The organism is Mycolicibacterium llatzerense, assembly GCF_025331195.1.
Lineage (GTDB): Bacteria > Actinomycetota > Actinomycetes > Mycobacteriales > Mycobacteriaceae > Mycobacterium > Mycobacterium llatzerense.
Genome location: NZ_LXOV01000003.1, coordinates 1 through 20496, shown reverse-complemented (window position 1 = coordinate 20496; position 20496 = coordinate 1). Strand labels below are relative to the sequence as shown.

At 64.4% G+C, this 20496-nt stretch carries 25 protein-coding genes; 14 read left to right on the top strand and 11 right to left on the bottom strand.

The window, feature by feature from the left end; all coding sequences use genetic code 11:
• Nucleotides 1-4: 4 nt before the first annotated feature.
• A complete protein-coding gene (locus tag A7G45_RS14655; protein WP_260938295.1) occupies nucleotides 5-1915 on the bottom strand; it encodes an autotransporter outer membrane beta-barrel domain-containing protein in 1911 nt (636 codons plus the stop codon).
• 613 nt (nucleotides 1916-2528) lie between these two features.
• Between A7G45_RS14655 and A7G45_RS14650 the strand changes: the two genes are divergently transcribed.
• The 4 genes from A7G45_RS14650 (at nucleotide 2529) to A7G45_RS14635 (ending at nucleotide 4235) form a co-directional block, all read left to right on the top strand.
• Nucleotides 2529-3143, top strand: coding sequence for a hypothetical protein (locus A7G45_RS14650; protein WP_260938293.1), 615 nt, complete (start codon nucleotides 2529-2531; stop codon nucleotides 3141-3143).
• Between the two features lie 31 nt (nucleotides 3144-3174).
• Nucleotides 3175-3324: a hypothetical protein gene (locus tag A7G45_RS14645; RefSeq protein ID WP_260938291.1), complete on the top strand. Its 150-nt coding sequence runs from the start codon at nucleotides 3175-3177 to the stop codon at nucleotides 3322-3324.
• 115 nt (nucleotides 3325-3439) lie between these two features.
• The gene (locus A7G45_RS14640; protein WP_260938290.1) at nucleotides 3440-3769 is read left to right on the top strand and encodes a hypothetical protein; all 330 of its coding nucleotides are present in this window, start codon (nucleotides 3440-3442) and stop codon (nucleotides 3767-3769) included.
• 223 nt (nucleotides 3770-3992) lie between these two features.
• A complete protein-coding gene (locus tag A7G45_RS14635) occupies nucleotides 3993-4235 on the top strand; it encodes a hypothetical protein (RefSeq protein ID WP_260938288.1) in 243 nt (80 codons plus the stop codon).
• Between the two features lie 213 nt (nucleotides 4236-4448).
• Here the strand turns inward: A7G45_RS14635 and A7G45_RS14630 are convergent, their stop codons facing one another.
• The 7 genes from A7G45_RS14630 to A7G45_RS14600 form a co-directional block, all read right to left on the bottom strand.
• Complete coding sequence (locus tag A7G45_RS14630; RefSeq protein ID WP_260938287.1) at nucleotides 4449-4826, bottom strand: hypothetical protein; 378 nt, start codon at nucleotides 4824-4826, stop codon at nucleotides 4449-4451.
• A 296-nt stretch (nucleotides 4827-5122) separates the two neighbouring features.
• Complete coding sequence (locus A7G45_RS14625) at nucleotides 5123-6331, bottom strand: PPE domain-containing protein (RefSeq protein WP_260938285.1); 1209 nt, start codon at nucleotides 6329-6331, stop codon at nucleotides 5123-5125.
• A 321-nt stretch (nucleotides 6332-6652) separates the two neighbouring features.
• The gene (locus tag A7G45_RS14620; protein WP_260938283.1) at nucleotides 6653-7657 is read right to left on the bottom strand and encodes a hypothetical protein; all 1005 of its coding nucleotides are present in this window, start codon (nucleotides 7655-7657) and stop codon (nucleotides 6653-6655) included.
• Between the two features lie 188 nt (nucleotides 7658-7845).
• Nucleotides 7846-8397 carry a hypothetical protein gene (locus A7G45_RS14615; RefSeq protein ID WP_260938281.1) on the bottom strand — a complete coding sequence of 184 codons (552 nt, stop codon included), beginning with the start codon at nucleotides 8395-8397 and terminating at the stop codon, nucleotides 7846-7848.
• A 68-nt stretch (nucleotides 8398-8465) separates the two neighbouring features.
• Complete coding sequence (locus A7G45_RS14610; RefSeq protein WP_260938279.1) at nucleotides 8466-8717, bottom strand: helix-turn-helix domain-containing protein; 252 nt, start codon at nucleotides 8715-8717, stop codon at nucleotides 8466-8468.
• A 187-nt stretch (nucleotides 8718-8904) separates the two neighbouring features.
• Nucleotides 8905-9228, bottom strand: coding sequence for a hypothetical protein (locus A7G45_RS14605; protein ID WP_260938277.1), 324 nt, complete (start codon nucleotides 9226-9228; stop codon nucleotides 8905-8907).
• Between the two features lie 47 nt (nucleotides 9229-9275).
• Nucleotides 9276-9824, bottom strand: a complete 549-nt coding sequence (locus tag A7G45_RS14600; protein WP_260938276.1) for a hypothetical protein — start codon at nucleotides 9822-9824, stop codon at nucleotides 9276-9278.
• 168 nt (nucleotides 9825-9992) lie between these two features.
• Here A7G45_RS14600 and A7G45_RS14595 point away from each other — a divergent pair, with 168 nt between their 5' ends.
• The 6 genes from A7G45_RS14595 to A7G45_RS14570 all read left to right on the top strand — a co-directional run bounded on the left by A7G45_RS14595 (nucleotide 9993) and on the right by A7G45_RS14570 (nucleotide 15122).
• Entirely contained in the window at nucleotides 9993-11177 is a 1185-nt protein-coding gene (locus tag A7G45_RS14595) for a helix-turn-helix domain-containing protein (protein ID WP_260938274.1), read from the top strand.
• Nucleotides 11174-11476 (top strand): hypothetical protein, encoded by a 303-nt coding sequence (locus A7G45_RS14590; RefSeq protein ID WP_260938272.1) that lies wholly within the window; start codon nucleotides 11174-11176, stop codon nucleotides 11474-11476. The genes A7G45_RS14595 and A7G45_RS14590 overlap by 4 nt, the downstream gene beginning before the upstream one ends.
• Nucleotides 11473-11814, top strand: a complete 342-nt coding sequence (locus A7G45_RS14585; RefSeq protein WP_260938271.1) for a hypothetical protein — start codon at nucleotides 11473-11475, stop codon at nucleotides 11812-11814. The genes A7G45_RS14590 and A7G45_RS14585 overlap by 4 nt, the downstream gene beginning before the upstream one ends.
• A gap of 288 nt (nucleotides 11815-12102) precedes the next feature.
• Complete coding sequence (locus tag A7G45_RS14580; RefSeq protein WP_260938269.1) at nucleotides 12103-13734, top strand: winged helix-turn-helix domain-containing protein; 1632 nt, start codon at nucleotides 12103-12105, stop codon at nucleotides 13732-13734.
• Between the two features lie 48 nt (nucleotides 13735-13782).
• The gene (locus A7G45_RS14575; RefSeq protein WP_260938259.1) at nucleotides 13783-14358 is read left to right on the top strand and encodes a hypothetical protein; all 576 of its coding nucleotides are present in this window, start codon (nucleotides 13783-13785) and stop codon (nucleotides 14356-14358) included.
• A gap of 101 nt (nucleotides 14359-14459) precedes the next feature.
• Nucleotides 14460-15122, top strand: coding sequence for a hypothetical protein (locus tag A7G45_RS14570; protein ID WP_260938258.1), 663 nt, complete (start codon nucleotides 14460-14462; stop codon nucleotides 15120-15122).
• 109 nt (nucleotides 15123-15231) lie between these two features.
• Here A7G45_RS14570 and A7G45_RS14565 read toward each other — a convergent pair whose 3' ends face one another.
• From A7G45_RS14565 to A7G45_RS14555, 3 genes are all read right to left on the bottom strand, one after another.
• Entirely contained in the window at nucleotides 15232-16080 is an 849-nt protein-coding gene (locus A7G45_RS14565) for a hypothetical protein (RefSeq protein WP_260938256.1), read from the bottom strand.
• A 103-nt stretch (nucleotides 16081-16183) separates the two neighbouring features.
• Nucleotides 16184-16450, bottom strand: coding sequence for a helix-turn-helix domain-containing protein (locus tag A7G45_RS14560; protein WP_260938254.1), 267 nt, complete (start codon nucleotides 16448-16450; stop codon nucleotides 16184-16186).
• 64 nt (nucleotides 16451-16514) lie between these two features.
• Nucleotides 16515-17600, bottom strand: coding sequence for a hypothetical protein (locus A7G45_RS14555; protein ID WP_260938252.1), 1086 nt, complete (start codon nucleotides 17598-17600; stop codon nucleotides 16515-16517).
• A 222-nt stretch (nucleotides 17601-17822) separates the two neighbouring features.
• Between A7G45_RS14555 and A7G45_RS14550 the strand changes: the two genes are divergently transcribed.
• From A7G45_RS14550 to A7G45_RS14535, 4 genes are all read left to right on the top strand, one after another.
• On the top strand, nucleotides 17823-18350 hold the full coding sequence (locus A7G45_RS14550; RefSeq protein WP_260938250.1) for a hypothetical protein: 528 nt from the start codon (nucleotides 17823-17825) through the stop codon (nucleotides 18348-18350).
• 37 nt (nucleotides 18351-18387) lie between these two features.
• Nucleotides 18388-18768: a hypothetical protein gene (locus tag A7G45_RS14545; protein WP_260938249.1), complete on the top strand. Its 381-nt coding sequence runs from the start codon at nucleotides 18388-18390 to the stop codon at nucleotides 18766-18768.
• 58 nt (nucleotides 18769-18826) lie between these two features.
• Nucleotides 18827-19072 carry a hypothetical protein gene (locus tag A7G45_RS14540; RefSeq protein WP_260938247.1) on the top strand — a complete coding sequence of 82 codons (246 nt, stop codon included), beginning with the start codon at nucleotides 18827-18829 and terminating at the stop codon, nucleotides 19070-19072.
• Nucleotides 19073-19502: 430 nt separating this feature from the next.
• Nucleotides 19503-20165: a hypothetical protein gene (locus tag A7G45_RS14535; protein ID WP_260938245.1), complete on the top strand. Its 663-nt coding sequence runs from the start codon at nucleotides 19503-19505 to the stop codon at nucleotides 20163-20165.
• The last annotated feature ends 331 nt before the right edge of the window (nucleotides 20166-20496 follow it).

Here is a 20496-nt window from a genome sequence, read left to right as displayed (position 1 = left end):
CTGGTCACCGGGCACCACCTGCCGAGGTGTGCGCGTGCGCCGCGTTATTGCCCTCGCCGGACGTCGACCGGGAAGGACTCTCGCTGCGTCGGTGCCGCCCGCCCGACTCCGACGATACGGCCGCCGCGCTGGTGCTGGCGGCTGTGCTCGCCGGCGGCCTGTGCTTGCCCGTGCCGCTGTCTGCGGGAGAGTTGCTCACGGTAGAGGCCTTCCCCTCGGCGCCGTGGCGGGTGGTCGGGGTCCCAGCGGCGCTGCCGGTGGCTGACTTGCCGGACGTTGCAGTGCCCCCGGCGGGCTCGTCGTTAGCCTTGCTCGTTGCGGTGGCGTCGTCGGTTCCCGTGGATGTGGCCGGTACGGGAGTCTTCGGCGGGTGCACACTGACCGCCGGCTCCTTCGACTTCGTCGCCGCCGCGCCGTGGTCCGGCTTAGCCGGCGCTGTGCTGGACTCTCCTGCCGCGCCGGGAGCCGCAGCTGCGGCGGTCTTCGGCGGGGCCTCACCCGCCCTGATCGCCTTCGCTTTCGTTGAAGCCGTCGCGGCCAAAGTGGTTCCCGGAGCGGCCCGCACAGCGGTGATCTTCGTAGTGTCGGGGATAGCGGTAGCGGCCAGTGCGTTGGCAGCCGAGGCACCAGCGCTCACCAGGTTACCCACACCATTGATGGCCGCCGCGACGGCTTTCGCGGTGAGGTTCATGGCCGTGATGACCGTGCCGGCCAGGTCATGGGGGAGATGGGAGATGAAGCTCGGGGTTCCGAGCATCGTCAGCAGGCCGGACGCGACGTACGCCGCCCCGTTGATGAACGCCCCTGCCACCTTCGCGGCCGCGATCGTCGCCGCAGCTGTCGCGTAGACCGGTGCGGCCGCCAAAGAGCCTGCGGTCGTGATCACCCGGTAACCAGTGTCCACAGCGGCATTGACGAGAGCTCCAACGGCGGCTGTGTAGCTGGCGGGAGACAGGGGATTGGTGCCGATGGCGGTGACGACGTTCTGCAACGCGCCGGGCACGGTTCCGTTGCCCACCCAATCGGTCGCAATGGCCGATGCGCCGATGGCGAGCTTGTCCAGCACAGTGGTGCCGAACGTGGTGAGCACCGAGGACACCCCGTTGACGAGTTCGACGACCGCCGAGGTAGGAGCGATCACAATGCCCTGAGCGGCGGTGAGAAAGCCGTCAATGACGTTGTTGTCCGCGATGGCCTGGGCAGACTTCACCACCCCGTTGACCGCCGCCAGCAGATTGCTGATCTGCGCGGTCACGCCATGGACCAGCGTGTTGGCTGCCGATAGCGCGTTGTCGCCGAGCTGATCGCCCGCCGTGATTGCGGTGTTCACCGCCAGGCCCACGAGGTTGAGCGGCACATTCACCAGGTTGGTGTAGCTCGAGAGTGCGAGAGGGTTGTTGGCGACGGCGGCGACCGCTTGTGCGGCCGTCCCCGCCGAACCGGTCAGCACCGAGGTCAGCAACGTTGCCACCTGCCCGGTGGTCAACGTCAGGGTTCCCGACAGCGACCCCGCCGTGGCCGCGAGGCTGGTCAGGCCACCGCTCGACGACGCCCGCAACCCCGCCAGCAGAGCCGACAACGCGGAGTTGTTGGTCGCACCGATCAAGCCACTCCAGAACGAATTATTCAGCGACGCAGCAGCATTGAGCGCATCCTGCACGGTAGTACCTGGCACCGCCGCCGCCGCGGTCACCGTCGAATCGATCGAGTGCAGGACAGTGCCCAGGTTCGCCACCAGAGCATCCACGTCGGCCTGCGTGATGAGTGCGGTCAGGTGCACATTCGTGGTGGCGATGTGGGGGGTGGGGATCGGCGCAGCGACACCACCCCCTGCGACCAGCGGGGTGAACGCGATCATCGCGGCTGACGACATCGCCAGTCCGACGTTCAGATACGGGCGCGCAGTGATTTCCATGATTGCCTTCCGAATAGCGTTGAGGTAGAGGGGATTTGGAGCGTTTACGGCGTGACGCACGCCTGGACAACGGTCGGGATGCGTCAGTCTTGGAGGCGGCGCCAGGTCGCGCCACGGGTGGGGGAAAGCGAGCGAACCGAAGCGCGTCGTCGCGTGCCGTGCACCGCCGCTCATAGAGCCCCCGAGTGTCCAGTGCCCCTCCAGCGGATTTGCTGGTCATGGCGGCACAGATATTTCTGAGCCAGATGCTACAACAGATACTGCAATTCGTGAACACCCTTGATACACTTGCGTTGATGACCATAGCTGACGGCATGAACTCGTGCATCAGTACTACATGTGCGAATATTCGGCAAACCGTGGAACGGCTCGCCGACGATATCGACTGTTCACCTATAGCTTCATGGGGTCTCGTTACATATTCGCCAAAACTGTGCACCGACGGTGTTATCGTCGTGGCGGCCGTCACGGGCGGACGGGTCTCACCCCCTGACCCTCACGCCGCTGGGCACTCTCCCCGCTTCGCGGATTCCGCCCGTGACGCCAATTTCCCCGCTTGTCATACCGTCGCGGTACGGTCAGCGCATCAGCTACATCCACGGGGGTGGACACGATGAGCATCGAAGTTTTTCCCGGCGGCGATCCCTGGTGGGATTACGCGCGCGCGTGCGCCGCTGCCCTGTACCGCGGTGAGCCAGCCCCAGCCGCGCAGGTGTACGGCCCTGTGCTCGAAGACGGCGAGGAGGCTCGCCTGTGCACATCCGCCGTGGCCAGCCGACTCATTGCCGGCGACGGAAGTTACCGCCGAACATCCACCTTCCTGATGGGCAGCCCCGGCCTGATGTTCGGAATGCTCGCGGCCCAGGGCGTGATGAATCGCCGCCGCCGCAAGCAGGCCGAGCGCGACCTCGGCGCACAATGGCGTGACCCGCGTCAGGCAACCGTTCTGGTCACCGACGAGCGCATCATGTGCAGCGGGTCTGACGGCACCCTCGTTGACTTCTGGTTTCAGTACGTCACCGAGTTCTACCCCGACTTGATGACCCGGTCCGTGACATTCGCATTCGGGGATCGCTGCTCGCCGCTGCGCCTGGACGGCCCCACGGCGCCGGCCATCGCACTCTGGTGCGCGCATGCCATCTACGGCCCGGCCTGGGTCAACGACGCGCGGCTCCGTCCGCTCCTGGCGGCCGGACCTTCCACGTCGGCCCAGGCCATCACCACATAAGACGCCCACAGACACGCTAGGGAGAACCTCAATGGGCCAGAGATGGGCGAAAGCTGTCGGGGTCGGAATCCTTGGCGCCCTGGTCGTGGTATCCCTTGCGCTACTGGGCATCCCGACCCCACTGGCATGGGTAATCCCCGGATCAATGGCGCTCGGCGCCATCATCGGGATCGCGGCGTAACCCGCGACATCAACGGAAGGGGACAGTGGACGTGTCACAGAGGCCTTGCGCACCGAAACCCCCACCGCCGCACGGGCATAAGCGCCAGGCGTACCGAAACGAGAGGGTCAGTGGCGTGACTAACAACATGTTTCGTAGTGAAGCGACGGGCATCGTTGAGGCGTACCAATACACCGGCACCCCGGAATCGGCCGTCACCATCGCCGAGGCCTTCGGGCTCGACACCGTTCAGCACCACCCACGCGCGGCCGTCTACACGGTCCCCGCGCGGCTCGAAGTTGCTCCGGGCGATTACTACGATGCTGAAAACCGCGAAATTGCGATCCTCGCCGATGCCTGGATGTGGGTCGACCACGGCCGTGCTCTGCTCGGTTGTGAGTGGAACGAGTATTTCCGCGACCACTTTATCGACCTTGATGCACCGAGCCTGCGTCAGAACGGTTGAGAATGACTGCGTTACAAGTGATTCGAGTCCAGGAAAGGACGCCCTAATGCGCCACGATGAGGATGCATCCTGGCTGGCAACGCCGCGACCGGCGGGACTCGGCGCCGACCGACCAACGGCTACCGCTGGGCCGTCAAGCTCAAATGCGGGCGGCGTCAGCTCCGATATGCTCGGACCAGGAGCGTTTACCGGATCCGAACGACGCTTCGTGCCAGGCCTCTCAGTGCGATCATCACGTGTTCGGGTCGAGCAGTTGGCCAACCCGACCTACCGCAACCGGCGCGTCCGCTTCGCCGGCATCGTCGGTCGAGTCGTGGGCATCGCTCACACCGCCGCACTGGGCCTGGGCGCTGATGGCCGCGCGCACTCTGCGAACGGCCCGAGGATGCTCGTGCTCACCGACGCCGCCAGCACCGACCACCACCTGCCTTTCACGTCAGAGGACGAGGCAGACATTCTCGACTAGCCGAACTTGATGTGCTCACCGACGCGATCGGGCGGCGGGTGAAACGACGGTGATGTCGCGATGCGCGCGCCAGCATCGAGCGATTCGCGTGCTGACGGTTCGGTTGACGGGGAGTGTCGGTCAGGTCGACATCGTCGGCGTCGATTTCGCCGCGCAGCACTGCCGCCAAGTACTTCACGTCGCTCGCGGCGATCACAACCTCAAGACTGTCAATCATCGGACTGGGCCGTGGTCGCCGTGTTCGCTTCCATAGTCGGCGTAGCCGGCCACCGTGCTCACTACGGTGGCGGCGGTGTCCTCGTCGAGCATCGGAATAGCCTGTCCGTGCCTGGCGGCGTCGAGGGCGCCGATGCTCGCTACCAGCGGCAGGGGATCGTTGGGGCCGGCGGTGACGTCGGCGGCGGCCAGGCCGTCGACGAACAGGGTGAACATGTCCTGCTCCGGGAACTCGAAATTGCGGCGGAGAACCCACCAGACACCGGACTGATGGGCTGCGTAAGGGAAGTGCTTGTGCCCGGTGCGGTGCCATGCCGGCCGGGCCGACGTGTCGATCGCGCCGGCGGGGTCGGCGGCGTCGCGGTTTTCGATCATGATCCGCTCGCTGTTCGGTTCACCATCGCGTTGGAAGGGGATCGGTGACCGCTGATAGCTGCCGTTCGATTTGAATTGTTCTGCGGCACTGTGTGGTTCGCCGCGCCAGGCCCGCTCTGCGCGGCGGCCGCCGGACGTTACCGTCCGACTGCGCCTATGAACCGCAACCCCCAAGCCTGCCAGACCCAGTGCCGCGAGTGCAGCGAGCGACGGTGACTTGGCAACGACGCCGACGAGTACAGCAGCCATCAGGGCGATGGCGCTCACCGCCGCCACGCCCCACCACCTCCAGGCGATCATTTCGCGAAGCAGTCGGCAAGGACCGCGCCTGAGCCGAGCGCGGCGGTCCCTGTGGCCAGCGCAGCGGCAATCCCCGGCGGGGTCCAGTCGGCCGGTAACGTCAGCAGAAACGCCCCGGTGGCCCCGACAAAAGCCAATGAGTTCCCCGTCCAGGTCAACGTGCTGCACCCTTGGTTCAACGCCTGTTCGGCGATCTGGCGGGCCTTGCGCGCCTCCTCGAGCGCTTCGTCGGCCGGACCGTGCTGATTGATAATGGCGGTGAGTTCGTCGTAGAACTTCTGCGTGCCGTCGGGGATGGCGAAAGGCGACGGCATCGTCGGCAGCAACGTCCTGTTGAGGGGATTGTCCGGCGGCACCAGCGGCATATTCTCGGCTGCCTTGGCGATCTCCGGCGGGACGGGAAACGGCCCGATCTGCGGAGCTTTACCAGGGTCGCCGGGGAACTTCACGCCGTTGTCGTTGTCCACCAACTGCACGTGCGGACCCACGTGTGGGCCGACGATCGTGTCGTCAGGACCGCCGCCGGTGGCGATGGCCGGAGCGGTTTTCACCGTCGAGCTCGTTGAGTGCCAAGTCGCGGCTGTCACGTCGGCGTGATAGTCCATTGCTGACGATGTGGCTTGAGCTTGCTTGGTCGCCAGGTCTTGCGTCCACTGCTGTACCTCTGCCGCGTTAGCCCCACGGCTAACCGCGAACCGCCGCATCGCGGCCGCCAGACTCTCGCGGCTGCGGGCGAACTCATCGGGGCTTGGTGTGTTCGCTTTGGCGACGTCGAATCCGGCTGCCACGTCGCGGGCATGGCGCGCTATGTCGTTGGCGTGGTCAGCCATATCTGACACCCATTGCGCGTGTTTGCGCGTGTTAGCGCCGGCTTGCTGGGTTCCGTCTTCCCAGTTGTTGTCGATAGCGTGCGCTGTGCTTGCGACAGTTGCCGATTGCTCGTGCAGCTGTGTGCTCATGCTCGACCAGTGATCGGCGAACGCGTACAAGGATTGTGTGCCCGGGCCTCCGTAGAGCGCCTGAGCGTGGGCCTCACCGGGCATTGCGGGTACCGCTGCCGGCATGGGAGGGATCGTGGGCACCTGGGGTGTGGTGATCATGGGTAGCGACGCCACCCCGCCGGCGGAAGCGGGGGAGTTTCCGCCAGCGATTGCGGAGGCGTTGGCTTCGTCCTGGCTTTCCAAAAACGCCGCGGTGTTGGCCACGGCTAGGCCACCCACGCTGCGCAGTGCGCTGCCGTGATCCAGTAGTGCCGCCAACGCGGCCGATCCGGCATTGATCTGCGCGACGGCGGCGACCGACGTCGCGTCCACACCGGGAGGCTGAGCGACCATCGGGGTATGCGATTGGCTGCTTGCCGACAGTTGTCCTGCGGCCGTCGTCAGCGCGGCAGTGTCGACCCGAACGTTCACCTGATGCACCCCCTTTTGCACCCACAATCGTATCGGCCACGGTCAACCGGAGCCGACACTGATTTTGGTGCCCGACGGCGGTCACTCAGCTGCGCGCGCGACCCTCCCGCCCCGTCAGCGCGGCGACTGAACGGTGTCAAACTTGGTGACGATCCACCGGTCCTTCTGATATTCGAGGGTGGCGTTCTGCGTCGCGTTGCGGGTCTGCGGCGCAGGTGAATTGGGCGATGACGATTCCACCGTGAACCGGGATTCGACATGGGCGGTGGTGCCGGAGCACTCGATCAGCTTGCTGGTCAGGCCACTGAGGTGCGTGGTGATCTGATCCTTGCCTGACATTGAGCTGATGAGAACGAGTCGAGGTTCAATCTCTTTGTACTGATCGGGCGACAGGCGCTCTTTGAGTGCCGGTAGAGCCTGATCGGCGCGCCCGGTGAAGTCGAATTCCAAGCGCGCCACGTCCTCAGCGGCGGCGACCGCTTTGTCGCAATGATCCGAAGCATTTGAGCCATGCTGCGCCACGACGTAGGTGACGGTGCCGGCCACGGCCACCGCCAGCACCGCGACACCGGCAACGATCGCCCACCGCACCCCGCGACTCCCGGCCTTGGCGGGGGCCGGGAGTGCCGGCGGCATCGTGGCGCCACGGGAAACCCACTGCGTGGTGGACGGCAGCAGCGCCAACACCAACGTCGCGACCGGCATGATGAGACTCGCCAAGTAATGGATCGGCGACGTGCTGATTCCCGTGGCGGATGTGCCATGGGCCGCGGCGAGCGTCGCGGCCAGGTCGCCGAAGAACACGGCGATACCCAACACACATCCGGTCGCGACGATCCGCGGCCCGAACCGCTGACGTTTGAACGTCATCACACCGCCGGCCAGCAGTGCCCCGGCCACGACGAACCCGCACGCGGCAACCGCGTACGTCGTGGCGCGGTACCAGCCGGGCATCGTGTCCTGATCGGACAGATAGCTACCAGCGGCGACGAGCAGGACAGCAGAGGCGAGATTGGCGATACCGCCGAGCAGCGCAAGCACCGCCATGGTTTTCGCCGTGGCACCCGAGGGTGACGGCGGCACAGACGACGGGTCGGCGACTCGATCGGACACACTCATATCGGTCACCCTAGCTGGGGTGTTCCACGACTTTGGTTACGCGGTGAGGTCATCGAATAGCACACTTAGCAACACGATACCGACTATGCGGGCCGGATACTGTTGTGCCGCAAGGCATTATCACGCGCCGTGCATGAAATCGTGTACTGAGGTTATGAGGGCTGGATTACGCGGCAGCCGCCAGCGACTTAGTCGTCGCTGGCGACGACTAACGCCAACTCGCACGCGGTCCGGTCGATGACGACGAATTCGTGGAACCCAGCCTCGCTACCGACGACATCACCCCAATCATGCTGAGCGGTAGCGCGCATGTCCGGCAATCGGTAGATCACGGTGGCCCGCTGGATGCGGGGATAGATCTGGCGGTCCATCGCCTCGCGCTCGGCCTTGGGCCAAGACACGAAATCCCCGTCCCAGTCGCGGATCACATGCTCAGCCCAGTTGCGGATCGCGGTGTCGACATCGGCGGCATTCACGACGGTGAATGTCTCGGGAGTGATGGCACTCAACCGGTACGGACCGTGAATGGTTTTGGCGTCTTCAAATATCGATGAGGCATAGCTGTCTCGGTACCGGACATGGGCGATCATCAGCGCCAACGCGGTCTGATCACCCACATCAGCAGGCAAGGTGAACACCTTGATACTGACCCATTGCCGAGTTACCGGCGGGTCGATGACGGTCTCGCATTGATACACCAACCGCCCTTCGGCAGCGGTATGCGCACTGGCCCCAGCCATGCCTTGTCACCTCACTATTCGCCGACCATCACGGGACGCTGCGTAACCAGGATCATGGAATAGCACAGTTAGCCGAGGCGCCGGCACTCAAAGACCCGCGGCCCATCGCGCATCAATTCCAATAAGGTCAGCTGGTCCTCGATGTCCGCCCGGTCTTCGGTCAAATACTCTGAGGACACACCGAAAAAGCTGGCAATCGCCATCAGCTCGCTGATTTTCGGCGCCGACTCTGCTCCCGACCGCAGTCGACCTAGATACGCCGGATCAATCGTGACACCGGTTCGCTCAACGATTCCCGCCGCAGCGGCTTCGGTCGACATAGCAGGCTCATCCCGGCGGTGCATGACCTCAAAAAGACGATTGATCTTCGCTGACAAGGATTGCATGCGCACTCACGTCCCTCGATTGTCCAGCTCCACCCGATGTAGACCATGATGCGTCAAAACTGGGGTGGACCCCTTAACGGGGTGCAGCAGCTGGTGGGCCAGTTCAACGCGACGCAGCGTGCTACCCGCGCTGCCCCTCGGACGATCCAGGTGAATCCTCGAACGTCAGCACCCATAACGGCGGCTCAAGTTCGTCAAGATCAGTGCTGAACTCAACGATATGAATCGTGACCGGCCTGACGTTGCGTTCACCGCCCCAGGCTGTGTCGAGCACTCCCGCCTGACGTTCGTACCCCAGACCGTTCGACGAATGCCAGATCACCACCGTCCCGTCAGGAAACGCCGACAGCTCAGCGACGGTTTCCAATCGGCGCAGCCCGGTAGGACCGCCCGGCACAGGGTTCTCGATTACTTCGTTATCTTCGCTAGTTTCGTCGTCGGCCATCATTTGACTCCATGTATCGGGGTGGTCGATTTACGTCACAGTGACGTTTAGGTATCGGCCTGGACATTCGGGACGGGGCGAAAACTGAACTGCGCATTGGCATTCGGGTAGTAATCGCACCAGTAGGACCGTCCGTTCAGGTAGGACCGCACATCACGGATTTCGCTGTCGCTCATGGCTGCGGCCAGGGCCGCTTCTAGACCCGGCACAAGTTGCTCGCGGGTGATGTCTTGGCCGACATGCCGCTCCAGTGCTCGGTGGTAGTGCGCCAGCGTGTAGCTAAAGACGTGCTGGTCGGTCGTCCAGGTCCACGCCAGCAGTTCGCCCATGAAATCACCTGCGCTCGCCAGTCGGCCGTTCGCGAACCATCGAGCAGAGTCTGCTGCGGCATCCAGGGCCAGGCGCGTAAGCATCTGGTCCAGCAGATTGACCGCTCCATCCAGGATCAGTGCGTTCGAAGGAACAAGGTGGGCAACAATTTTCGAGTTTTTGACGATGTGTGTCGTGATGCCGTCTTCGGCGGCGCTGAGCAGCGCGTTGAGGCCGCTGCGAGCGTCGGTGACCGAGCGCATGCGGTTCGGGCTGGTTTTGACCATGGCGCGAGCCTAACACGCAAGCCGCTACGCGGGCGGTTATTGCAGCGCTTTATCAGGCTGTAATTCACGCCTGAAAACACGCCGATAAGCTATCTTATGTAAACTCGGACTGTACCGACATGGGAAATAGCAGTAGACATCGGCTGGTAACGGAGCCATACTGGCGGCATGGCCGCCACCACCACCCGCCTCGGCGCTCTGATCGACAGATACAAAAGCGCCACCGGTGTCGCTGATACCGAACTCGCGCGGCGCATCGGCGTCAGCCGGCGCCAACTGAACAACTGGCGCACCGAGAAGATGAGCCAGCTGCACGACTTGGACAACCTGAACGCGATCGCCAGAGTCACCGGTCAGCCATATCGAAGCGTGTTGTCCGCGGCGCTGTTTGACAGCGGGTATCTGACAGAGGTCAACGCCGAGGCCGCGCGCCCGTATGTGGAAGTACTTCACGACGCTATCTCCGTGCTGACCGAGGCTGCTCATTTGACGAATCAGCCTATGCGCCAGAGCAGTTCGGGCGGATGGGAAGCGAACCCGGACCCACGGGCCGCCCTGGCGATCGACTGGGCAGAATTCGTTACGCACGCGCTGGCCGGCGCAGCGGCCAACATCGGTGGGATTGAAAAGATTCTCGCGGGCCGCCCTGGCTCCTGGGAGGCGGACGTGATCCGCCAGGCGCTGACGTCCACGGTGGGCCCCGACGAGTGGGATCTGTGGCGCCACCGCACCGTGCCGGTCAAGGTTGTCCTGAATCCCGAACGCATCCTGATCGATACCGATGCATCGACTTGGTTCCGTGAACTCGACGCCGCCGAAGTGGAGCTTTCACGGCGCGAAGACGCGATCAGTCCCGGCCACGTGTACAGCTATCCCGGGCACGAATTGTCCGAGGACATGCGGCGCTACTACATGGACCGAGGTACGGAAATCATTGAAGGTCCACCTCCGCCGCTACTCACGGTGGAGGAACTCGAAGCGGCGATGGCCGCAGAACGCGACAACCCCACCGAACTCACCGCAGAGGAACAGGCCGCCGACGACGCGCTCACGGCTCTTGCGGACCTCAGAGAACGCCTGGAAGCGCTACGGCGTCAGGAGCTGGCCGACTACGGCGACCGCCTCGCCCATGCGGTCAGGGAGCGACTGGAGGCCTTGGCGCTGCCCGTCCCGGTCACGGTGAGCGTCGATCTGGACACCCCTTGGGATGAGGCTGCTGAAATGCCCGGAGAGTGGGCCGTGGGGGCGCTCGACGTGGCGATCGCCGCCGCAATCGCACAGACCGCGACACCCGCTACGCTGCCGGGCACCCCGCTGGAGCGGGCTGAGGCAACCGTGAGGGACCACCCATGAACGCCGCGAGCGGTGACGCCAACGACTCCCCACCGATCGTGACGGCGGAATCCCTTGCTACCGAACTGCGTTCACGCGGATGGGACGCGCGCGAGGGCGGGTCAGATGACGACACTGAGCAGGTGTGCGAAATTGATGAGGACGACCAGGGCCAAGCTGTGGACTTCAACGTCTACTTTCTCCGATACGAGCCCGCAACGTGGATCGTGGGCGCGAACACGCACCATGCACCCACTCGCAGCACGGTTGCGGAGCTGGCTGATCGCATCATCGAGACCATCAGGGAGGACGGCCTGTGACCGCGACGTTCTACGACGAGGACGCGTTTTTCGGTGCGTGGAAGGAAGCGGTCAAGCTGGCCGGGTCCGGCTATTTCGGCGTCGACCGCACGCCTGCGACCGCCCGGAGCAAATGGGACTTGGAACCTCGGGTCGACCTGATCAGCAACGAACTCGACGTGCTCTCGTCGGGTGAGTCGGTATTTCTCGCCGCCCTGGTGTCCTTTTACGACGCCGAATCCGGCGGCGAAATGCTCCAACTGGTCGGCGCACGCGGCTTCAGCGACATCTCGAGTCGACTCGACCAACCACGCCGCCAGGTCCTCGCGGACCTCCTAGTCTCCTACGCCGGATGGTAGCGATACCCATGTCCAACAACGCCACCCCAGGCAACAACGAACCAGTCCGCCGCGACGAGCAGAACGGATCCGAGCAACCCCGGCCGTGGGACACGGCCCCCCACGACTCGGCGGCGTCGCCGGCATAGCCCGGCGTCCCCTAACTCAAAAGCGAAAGGAGCCAAACCGCCCGTGCCGCCGATCCCCGTCGAGTGGCTTGGACCCAAGAACACCTTTGGGTCCAAGGTTTCCGGCCTAGAAGAAATCGGCCCGATAGCCATCCCATACTCCCGGCTCCCAGGCCGGGCCATGAGCGCCTATCGCCCGCGCTACACCCACTGGGCTGACCTCGCCGATGAACTGATGGAAGACCTGATGGCCCTTCCCGGAGCAGGTGAACGCACGTTGCGCGCCACTGTCGCCGCCGCGATCGAAACCGTCGCCGCACACCGCGCGGCCCGAGGCCGCCACCTGCTCACCGCCCCAGCGGCCGCCCACGTCCTGCTGGATCGTCTCGATCCAGTCGATCGGACCATGCTCACCCGTCTCGTGTTTCCGATCGACCCGATCCCCCGCGAGGACGTCGCGGCCGAACTTGGCGTCGACCCAGCATGGTTTGAGCGGAACCGGCCCCGAGCCAAGCGCCGGTTTGCCGAAATGCTCGCCGAACCGGCCCACCACGACGTGACCCGCCACGCTGACGCGTTACGTGCTGTTCTTGGCCCCTACACGCCGAGCCAGCGCGTTATCCACCATCTCCGGGAATATCGCCTAGACCCCGACAGCGCTGAGGCGCAGATGTACCTGTATCTCGCCGGACCGTACGTGCCTCGCGGTGACTGGCACGAGAACCGTGCCATCGACGGTGAGCGCCGCGTGCTCGACGTCGTTGCCCGCGCATTCGACACGTCCCCCGTTCACACTGACAAGACACTCGCCGCCAAGCTTGTCGATGCGGGCATGCCCGCAGCCGTCGTCCCGGACTTCCTCGCGACATTCTTTAACCTGCGCCGCCTCAACGGTGGCTGCGTGCAGTGGGGCCCGACGTCACGCGAGCAAGCCGAAGCGATCTTGCACGCGATGCGCAAGCCGATGACCGGCGCGGACATTCACGCGATGATCGACAGCCAGCTGACCCTGGAGACGCTCATGGGAACGCTGTCCAGCGACGAGCGATTCGTCCGGGCATCGCGAACCACGTGGGCATTGCGGGCGTGGGGAACGGTTCAGTATCAGGGCGTTGTCGACGAGATCGGGCGCCGCATCGACACTGCCGGCGGACGCGTGCGCAGCGCTGACCTGGTCGCCGACATTCTGACCGCAGTGCCCGATGTTGCCGAAGCTTCCGTACGCGGGTACATGGCATCCCTGGCGTTCATCTCCGAAAAAGGAACCTTGCGCCGCCGCCGTGACGATGACCCCTTGCCGACCCAGCCTCACTGGAACACCGCCCGTGGAACCTTCCAGCACGGCAACACCATTCGACTCGCCCTACCTGTCACGTGCGAGCTGTTGCGCGGCTCCGCGGTCCAGATTCCGGCGGCCACCGCAGCCGGTGCGGGAGTGCAACCCGGCGAGCGGCGCAACTTCGGCACAGCTGTCGGAGACGTCGCGGTGATCTGGCCGCTGTGGAGCACCAACGGTCCACGCCTTGGGACTATTCGCGCACTCGCCAAGTCCCACGGCGCGCAGATCGGTGACACCGTGGTGCTGATCTTCGACACGGCCAAAAACACTCTCACTGCTCGTCGCATTCCGGCGAGCACTGCCGGCGAGCCTCTGCTCGAGCTCCTTCTCGGGACCAAGAGGATCACCCTCCGCAGCCTCGCCACGAGGCTGGACTGTGCACCCGAGGACGTCCTCAGGCTCCTGAACCGCCGCGGTGACACAGCCCTCGCCGACGTCGTCACCCGGGTATGTCAGTCCCTTGCGCCAAAATAGAGGAACCGCACCGCGATTCATCGCCACCGCACCGAAAATGAGGAACAGATGGCCACTGAGAACCCACCAGCAGCGTCCGCTATCACCGCGTTCCAGCCAGCACGTGTCTGCTTCGCGAACGGCGATCTGACGGTGTTTCACCGCGCCGAAATCGATGACCGGAGCGGGAGGCTCACCACCGTCGACCGGCGCAGCTACGACGACCCGAACGGCAACAAGATGAGCGAAGCTGAACACGTCCGGCACTTTGCCGCGCATGCCTGGAGATGGGTTGAACCTGAAGTCGACAGCGGCACACTGTGGGTTCAGCACTACGCATGCACGCAGGACGGGGAGCCTTTCAACGATCGAACCGCCTGGTCCCGCCTCGCATGGTTGGTGCCGCATGAGCAAGCAGTGAACGTCACCACGAAGTATGTTGCTGACCAATTCAACTACCGCTGGACCGATGTCGCGCCGCACATCGAGCAGAACGTCGAACCTGCGATCCCGGGATATGGACGGCCGTTGCAGGACCGCGAGGGCAAGTTCCACCATCTCGCGTTCCGCTGGATGCCGCACCCTGCGACGTGGCCCCAGTCGCCCCACTCGTCGCCCCCGTCGACGCTTCAATTCCAGTCATGACCATGGGCCGCCAGTGACCGCTAAGGGCACGGCGACGCAGGCGAGGATCCTCGATGCCGCCGCCTTCATGTCGCCGACGACCCCACAAGAAACGGACAATCATGAACGAGTACGAGGGCAGGGCGCGAGACCTAAATAACGGCCTCACCACGTCCCTGCACAACCTGTGGGTTCGCGAAATACTCGGACGGGCACTGGAGGCGGCTAGAGGCGGAAGTCTGACGCTGAACTGGCGGGAGCAACTGACCCGTGCCGCCGGGTGCCCACCCGACGTCGCGATGCTCGCCCTTGAAGAAGTTCGGCAGATGCCCGTCGCTGCGTGGGAGCCCGCAGCGTCGGCTGACTGGGAGGAGGCATTGGGATCGTGGTTTGGCACCACCAGGGCACTCCTGGTCCAGGACTACATCCACAAGGCCGCCCAGCAGCACTTGGCGCTGGAGACGCGATCGACCAGCTTTCTCCATCCCCATGTGTTCCACGACGGCGGACTCGCCGATATGGTCCGCAAGGAGGATTACGGGTCGGACATTGCTACCGATAACCTCATCCGGCAGCAGACCAGCCTTTACATCGTGGCCCGCGACCGTGCGTGCGCGTCTTACCTGGCTGGCCTCGCCGCTGGCGGCCGACCAAATGACTGGGTTGGCTGGTTTTCCCAACGCATCGACACCTGGGAACATCGCCCTATCGCCGAGAGCAATCGGATGCAACTGGACTGGATCACCAAAACCTGGGAGCAATTACCGCTCTACTGGATGAGCTGACTGCGCTATCGTTCGCCGGACCAAAGGCTGCCACTGGTAACCCGTTCGGACGCGAAGGTCACTGCGACGTGAATCGGGCGTCGCCAACTCAAGGAGAGATCGACCTTGTTCAGACCCGGAGGCTGGCCGACTCGCTGCTGTCCTCGTTCTCCGTCAAGAGCGGTCGCCAGCACCCCAGCAGAGTTCCGAATTGGTCGGTCCGCCCCATCAACCGCACTTGCCTGATCAGCCAACTACCGGCGCTGTCGTCGACATCGAAATGAAGTGCCGAGTTGGTCAGAACGTGATGGTGGCCGGGCCGACCGTTGCTGCGAGCGAGCACGAGCACCGTCGGCGCAGTGTCGTAGGCCTCGCGCACAGCGTCCGTGAGTTCCGCGTCGGTGAGACGTGCCATCGCATCAAGCAATGGGCCCGTGGCTCCTCGCCGCAGCGACGCCACGTCCCCGTTCGTCGCTGCGAGCATGTGGCCACGAACCGCGGCTACCGCGTCCGTCCCGCCCACCGGGGGCGTCCACCGGGGCCGTGGCCGACAGATGATGGATACCCAGCCGGCTCGGTCGGGAGACTCCCGTAGCGCGTGCAGCAGGTCCACGTGCGCCTCGGTGAGTGTCGCCACCGGTGCCGGCCCGCCGGCGAGGGTCATGAACCGTCCGTTCCGGTGGCCCGCCTCTCCGAACCCCAGAGCGAACTCCAATACCGCATCCGTATCCACGCTGGGGTCGTCGAAACGCCTCCACGGTTCGATTTCTCGGTGCAGCACATGCATCGGTGCGCCCGCCGGGGGCAATGCCATGAGCGCTTCTTGAATTTCAAACAGGCTCTGGTGAATTCGGGCGTCATCGGAGGTCATCGTGTGCGCGATGGGCGCGAGTGCATAGTCAAACTCGTCGGGGTAGAAGGCGTCCCGCACGCGCAGAGTGCTATCAGCGGCAATCGGTTGGTCCTCGCCTATCGTCATCGTGTTGCTGGTCCTTCCCTTTCTGGCGTGACCTCGAGTCCGTTGCTTGACGCGGCGGCCCCCGAACGCTGTGTTCTGTTCGTGCGTTCGGGCGCTGTGCTGTCTAGGTGTCCTGGTGGTCGGCTTCCTCAGCACTTTCCGACAGGATGCCCTTGGTCAGGGCCGACGGCGTCGTACCCAATGCGGTCGAAATGCGTGCCAGGAGGCCAACGGTGATGTTCCGGCGCCCGTTTTCGACCTGATTCACGTAGGTGCGGTGAATGTCGGCTCGTTCGGCGAGCACACCCTGGGAGATCCCTTGCCGTTCGCGGCGTGCCTTGATTTTCGCCCCGAGCCGCTCCAGGACGGCGGGGTCATCTTCGTCGGACATGCGGACCTGCTCTCTGCGTGCTGGTGTTGCACATAGTCTACGGTCCGCGGTGTCGATCGTGGACTCAGAACAGCGCTTCACTGGTCGCCTCCTGCCACCATTGCTCGAACCCGCCTCGCTTCTTGGACTCCGCGCCGGCTGGGGCCGCGACGAACAGATGATCGGCGCCGTCCTCGGACCGCTCCCGCAGGATGTGGCGCACGATGCCGTCGGCCCCGAGTACTCGCCGGCCAGGCCGTGTTGCAAGTTGTTCGGCCATGGCGGCGCGGCTGCCGGTGGCCACGACCTCAAGTGCGCGAGCGGTGATGCCCCGCCCGCCGTTCTTTGCAGGCCGGACCACCCGGCGCACCTCGTACAGGGACCATTCAGCGGACGCCAGGCGGCCCTGGAAGAGCGCCAGCGTCTCGCTCAGCCCTGCGTCTGCAACCAAGTCCGCCACGCTGCTGCCGACGATCAGGGTTTGCAACGGATTGATGCTGCGCGCAACGTATTCCAGGAAGAGGGCATCGACGGCCAGCTGCGGTTCGCGGCGATAGCGCTCGATCACCTGGTCGCGACCCGCCGCGCTCGACATCGAGTAGGGGCAGAAACCGCAGCAGCTTTTCGGAATCTCAAGTCCTAGCACGTCGAGGACATACTGCGCGCAGTCCCGGCGGGTCCAGCCCCAATCTTGCAGGGGGTACCAGCCGACCCGTAGCTCCGTGTTGTGCACTCGATCCTTGTCTGACCGTGACCGTTCATCGGCCTCGAACCCCACGGCATGCCGGTACGGCTGCCCCTTGGTGATGCGTGCGATCACAGGATCGAGGGCATCGCCCTTCGAATGCACCGAGCACAGCCTACGGCCTCCAAGCTGGGGCAGCGTTGCGGCAGAAAGGAGTTCGTCACCGAGGGTGTAGAGGCCTTCGGCGTAGAGGCGAGATGGTGACCGGGAATCATCAAGGACGACGACGCCGGCTCCCGCGCGCGTGGTGCGCCGCTGCGAGCGTGCCACCTGAATGAACCGCACCGATTGTTCCGCCAACATCGGAATGACGAGCTGGGAAATGGCCTCGATCGTGGCCCCACTTTCGTGGCCGGTCATCGCGGTCACCACAGCCAGTTCTGAAAGGTCGAAGTCCCGCGAAGCCGGTTCGGTCAGCCAGCGCACGAGCACCGACGCGGAATCCAGTCCAAGGCCAAATGACATCACTACTGTCGGCGCAGGCGCACTCTCATCGAGGCCACTCAGCCGAACTGTCCGGCTATGAGCGTACTCGAAAGTATCTGTTGCAAAACGCATCTCGTCTCATCCGTTCTCACTAGCTGTTGCCTATAGTCTACATTTAGATGTAGACTATAGGCAACAGGTCGGAGCGGAAGGACAAGCCAGATGAGCGATCTCACGACTGACCAGCGATGGCTGCTCTACTTCGTGGGTGGATGGATGATCCGCGACTGCCTGATCGACTCCACCGGTACTGACCACCTCATGCAGTCCATGCTCGGAGGCTGCAACCACCAGCACCCCATCGGCGGCCCGGAATGGATGACCAGCTTCGAGACGCGAAACGGCAAGGTGGTCTCCCCCGGCCACGGCGATGTGCGCGTCGTTGTCACCAAAGCTCAGATCAACGCCTACGCCCGGACACTGCCGGCCTCAATCCGCGACGAACTCATCGCCGCTCGGCGCGAGGAAGCCGACGAACGCAATCGCACCCTCGGCTGGTGCCACTGCCCACACGCCCACTCGGCACCGAACGCCCACAGCGGCCCGTGCACCCGCTACCACCCCACCGAAGACGAGGACCGCGCGCACTACACGGAGGCCGACCGGCTCCGGGGCATCACCAAGGACATCCTGCGCCGCGCCCTGCGCCTCGATGGCCAGGCCGAACAACTCGACCTATTCGCCTTCTGATCGCCACCAAATCGCCACCACGACAAAGGAGTACGCCATGACAACGACCACCTACGTCGCCACCGTCGCCCCCTTCGAGACCGCCGCCACTGAGGACAGCGCCCCGCTGGCCCGAATCCGCTACGTCAATGACAACCACACATTCGTTCGCGTGACCCGAGTGCAGCACGACGCGCTCGCTGCCGTCACCGGCTACGGCATCGACTTCTGGCTGACCGTTGACACCCTGGCCCGGCAGGTACACCGGCACATCCTGGAACTGATCGCAGCCCGAAAGAGCAACCATGTCACCAGTTTCCAGGAACTGTCACCCGAACACCGCGAAAAGATCAACACCTCACCCGAGCTTGCGGACCTCGGCCCCACCGGCCTGCTCTACCTCCACCTACGAGTCACCGACCTGCTTCGGTTCGGCTGACCCCCACCACGCCGCACCCGGCAGACCACCCGTATCCGACCCGAAAGGACCAGCCGCCATGGCGCTAACCCAACCCGTCGACCCCACCGACATCAACCTCACCCTCCAGAACGGCATCGGCACGCAGCTGGAATGGCAACTCGACGCATACGAACTCGAACGCCGGCTCGACGCTGCCGCCTATGCAGCTGCAGCGATCCTCAACGCCCCGTTCTACGAAGCCGACCTCGACGCCGCCGAACGCGCAGCAGCCGAGGAAGCGTACGCACAGGCCCCGTATGCGATCAGTGAGAGCGCCCGCTGACGCCATGTGCACACTTTGACCCCGACATCGACTACACCCATCCCCACGGTGCGCGCGGCTACGGCCAGACGCTCTCGGCCCTCGCTGATCTGCTCGACGCCGACTGGCACGTCGCTGATTCGGGCGGCGGCTGTCAGCTCATCGTCTCGGGAATTCCACTGGAGGGCGGCTACCGCATCCAGATCTCCGACCGCGACGGCCCACTGTCGCACTACCCGCAGCGATCACACGCCTGCCGAGCCGGACAAACCATCGGCTGGGCAGCCGGAATCTACAGCGCTGCAACCGACTACACCGAACTGCACGGCTGGGCCGACACCACCGACAACCACGCCGACATCGCCGCACTCGTCGCGGACGCGCTCCAGGACTACCGCCGCCACCGCGGCGCAATCTGCCACTGCCCCACCACCGAAAGGAACTGATCACCATGTCCCTCGCCGCATTCGAAAAGGTCGCTCGCTGGCACTTCGCCAATCCGCCGGCCACCTGGACCGTCCACAAGATCGACACCCGCACCTGGCACATCCGCGCGGCCGACGGAGCCGTCATCGACCGCTTGACCACCAAGCGCGACGCCGAGCAGGCCCTCATCGACGGCACCTACGTGAAGCTGTGGCACGAGAAAACCGCCTGGTACATGGGGACCAGCACCAACCCCCGCGAGCGTGCCCTCACCGCCGAGGAACGCGCGATCATCGACAACATCGTCGGCTACGTGAACCGGAACACAACCACCTTCGAGCACGTCCCCCCGGACCAGGTGCGACGAGTTCGTTTCCGTGACCGCGATGCCGACGATACCGAGACCTGGGACGCGACAGTCTTGCCCGAAGGCCGCTGGTTGCTCAAAGGCGTGCACTGGTGGACGTTCGACGAGAGTGAACTCGAGTTTCTGGACACCCCGAAAAAAGCGCATGGAGAGCAGCAGGTGCCCGATGAGCTGGACGAGCTCGCAGCAGCCTGCGAGCACTGGGACAAAGTCATCGATAGCGACTTGGCGACCAACGATGCCGAACACGACGCCGCATTGAGGATCATCGAGATAGCCCGCCGCGTTGCCTCCCGGCCCCGCCCAGGGGCGAACGTGTAGCTCCCCCAACACGTTCGGGGCCGGTCCCATGACGGATCGGCCCCGAAGGCGGCGATCAAAACACAACAATTAGCCCCTCTAAAGTGTTGCCTATAGTCTACATACACTGTAGACTATGAGTAACACCCGGTGAGAGTGACCGGGACGAAAGAGGGGACACACCAATGACTTCCATCGCCGAATACCGACCAGCCCTCGGCAAGCGCCGCTTCTCGCACGACGACCTTGTCGCCGTCGACCTCTTCTCCGGCTTCGGCGGATTGACCAAAGGCATTGCGCAAGCGGGCTTTTCGACAATCTGCGCGGCCATTCACTGGTCGACAGGCATGTC

Coding starts and splice junctions, on each gene's coding strand:
- A7G45_RS14655 (WP_260938295.1), bottom strand. CDS start 1,915: ATGGAAATCACTGCGCGCCCGTATCTGAACGTCGGACTGGCGATGTCG.
- A7G45_RS14650 (WP_260938293.1), top strand. CDS start 2,529: ATGAGCATCGAAGTTTTTCCCGGCGGCGATCCCTGGTGGGATTACGCG.
- A7G45_RS14645 (WP_260938291.1), top strand. CDS start 3,175: ATGGGCCAGAGATGGGCGAAAGCTGTCGGGGTCGGAATCCTTGGCGCC.
- A7G45_RS14630 (WP_260938287.1), bottom strand. CDS start 4,826: ATGATCGAAAACCGCGACGCCGCCGACCCCGCCGGCGCGATCGACACG.
- A7G45_RS14620 (WP_260938283.1), bottom strand. CDS start 7,657: ATGAGTGTGTCCGATCGAGTCGCCGACCCGTCGTCTGTGCCGCCGTCA.
- A7G45_RS14615 (WP_260938281.1), bottom strand. CDS start 8,397: ATGGCTGGGGCCAGTGCGCATACCGCTGCCGAAGGGCGGTTGGTGTAT.
- A7G45_RS14610 (WP_260938279.1), bottom strand. CDS start 8,717: ATGTCGACCGAAGCCGCTGCGGCGGGAATCGTTGAGCGAACCGGTGTC.
- A7G45_RS14605 (WP_260938277.1), bottom strand. CDS start 9,228: ATGGCCGACGACGAAACTAGCGAAGATAACGAAGTAATCGAGAACCCT.
- A7G45_RS14600 (WP_260938276.1), bottom strand. CDS start 9,824: ATGGTCAAAACCAGCCCGAACCGCATGCGCTCGGTCACCGACGCTCGC.
- A7G45_RS14595 (WP_260938274.1), top strand. CDS start 9,993: ATGGCCGCCACCACCACCCGCCTCGGCGCTCTGATCGACAGATACAAA.
- A7G45_RS14590 (WP_260938272.1), top strand. CDS start 11,174: ATGAACGCCGCGAGCGGTGACGCCAACGACTCCCCACCGATCGTGACG.
- A7G45_RS14580 (WP_260938269.1), top strand. CDS start 12,103: ATGAGCGCCTATCGCCCGCGCTACACCCACTGGGCTGACCTCGCCGAT.
- A7G45_RS14575 (WP_260938259.1), top strand. CDS start 13,783: ATGGCCACTGAGAACCCACCAGCAGCGTCCGCTATCACCGCGTTCCAG.
- A7G45_RS14570 (WP_260938258.1), top strand. CDS start 14,460: ATGAACGAGTACGAGGGCAGGGCGCGAGACCTAAATAACGGCCTCACC.
- A7G45_RS14565 (WP_260938256.1), bottom strand. CDS start 16,080: ATGACGATAGGCGAGGACCAACCGATTGCCGCTGATAGCACTCTGCGC.
- A7G45_RS14560 (WP_260938254.1), bottom strand. CDS start 16,450: ATGTCCGACGAAGATGACCCCGCCGTCCTGGAGCGGCTCGGGGCGAAA.
- A7G45_RS14550 (WP_260938250.1), top strand. CDS start 17,823: ATGAGCGATCTCACGACTGACCAGCGATGGCTGCTCTACTTCGTGGGT.
- A7G45_RS14545 (WP_260938249.1), top strand. CDS start 18,388: ATGACAACGACCACCTACGTCGCCACCGTCGCCCCCTTCGAGACCGCC.
- A7G45_RS14540 (WP_260938247.1), top strand. CDS start 18,827: ATGGCGCTAACCCAACCCGTCGACCCCACCGACATCAACCTCACCCTC.
- A7G45_RS14535 (WP_260938245.1), top strand. CDS start 19,503: ATGTCCCTCGCCGCATTCGAAAAGGTCGCTCGCTGGCACTTCGCCAAT.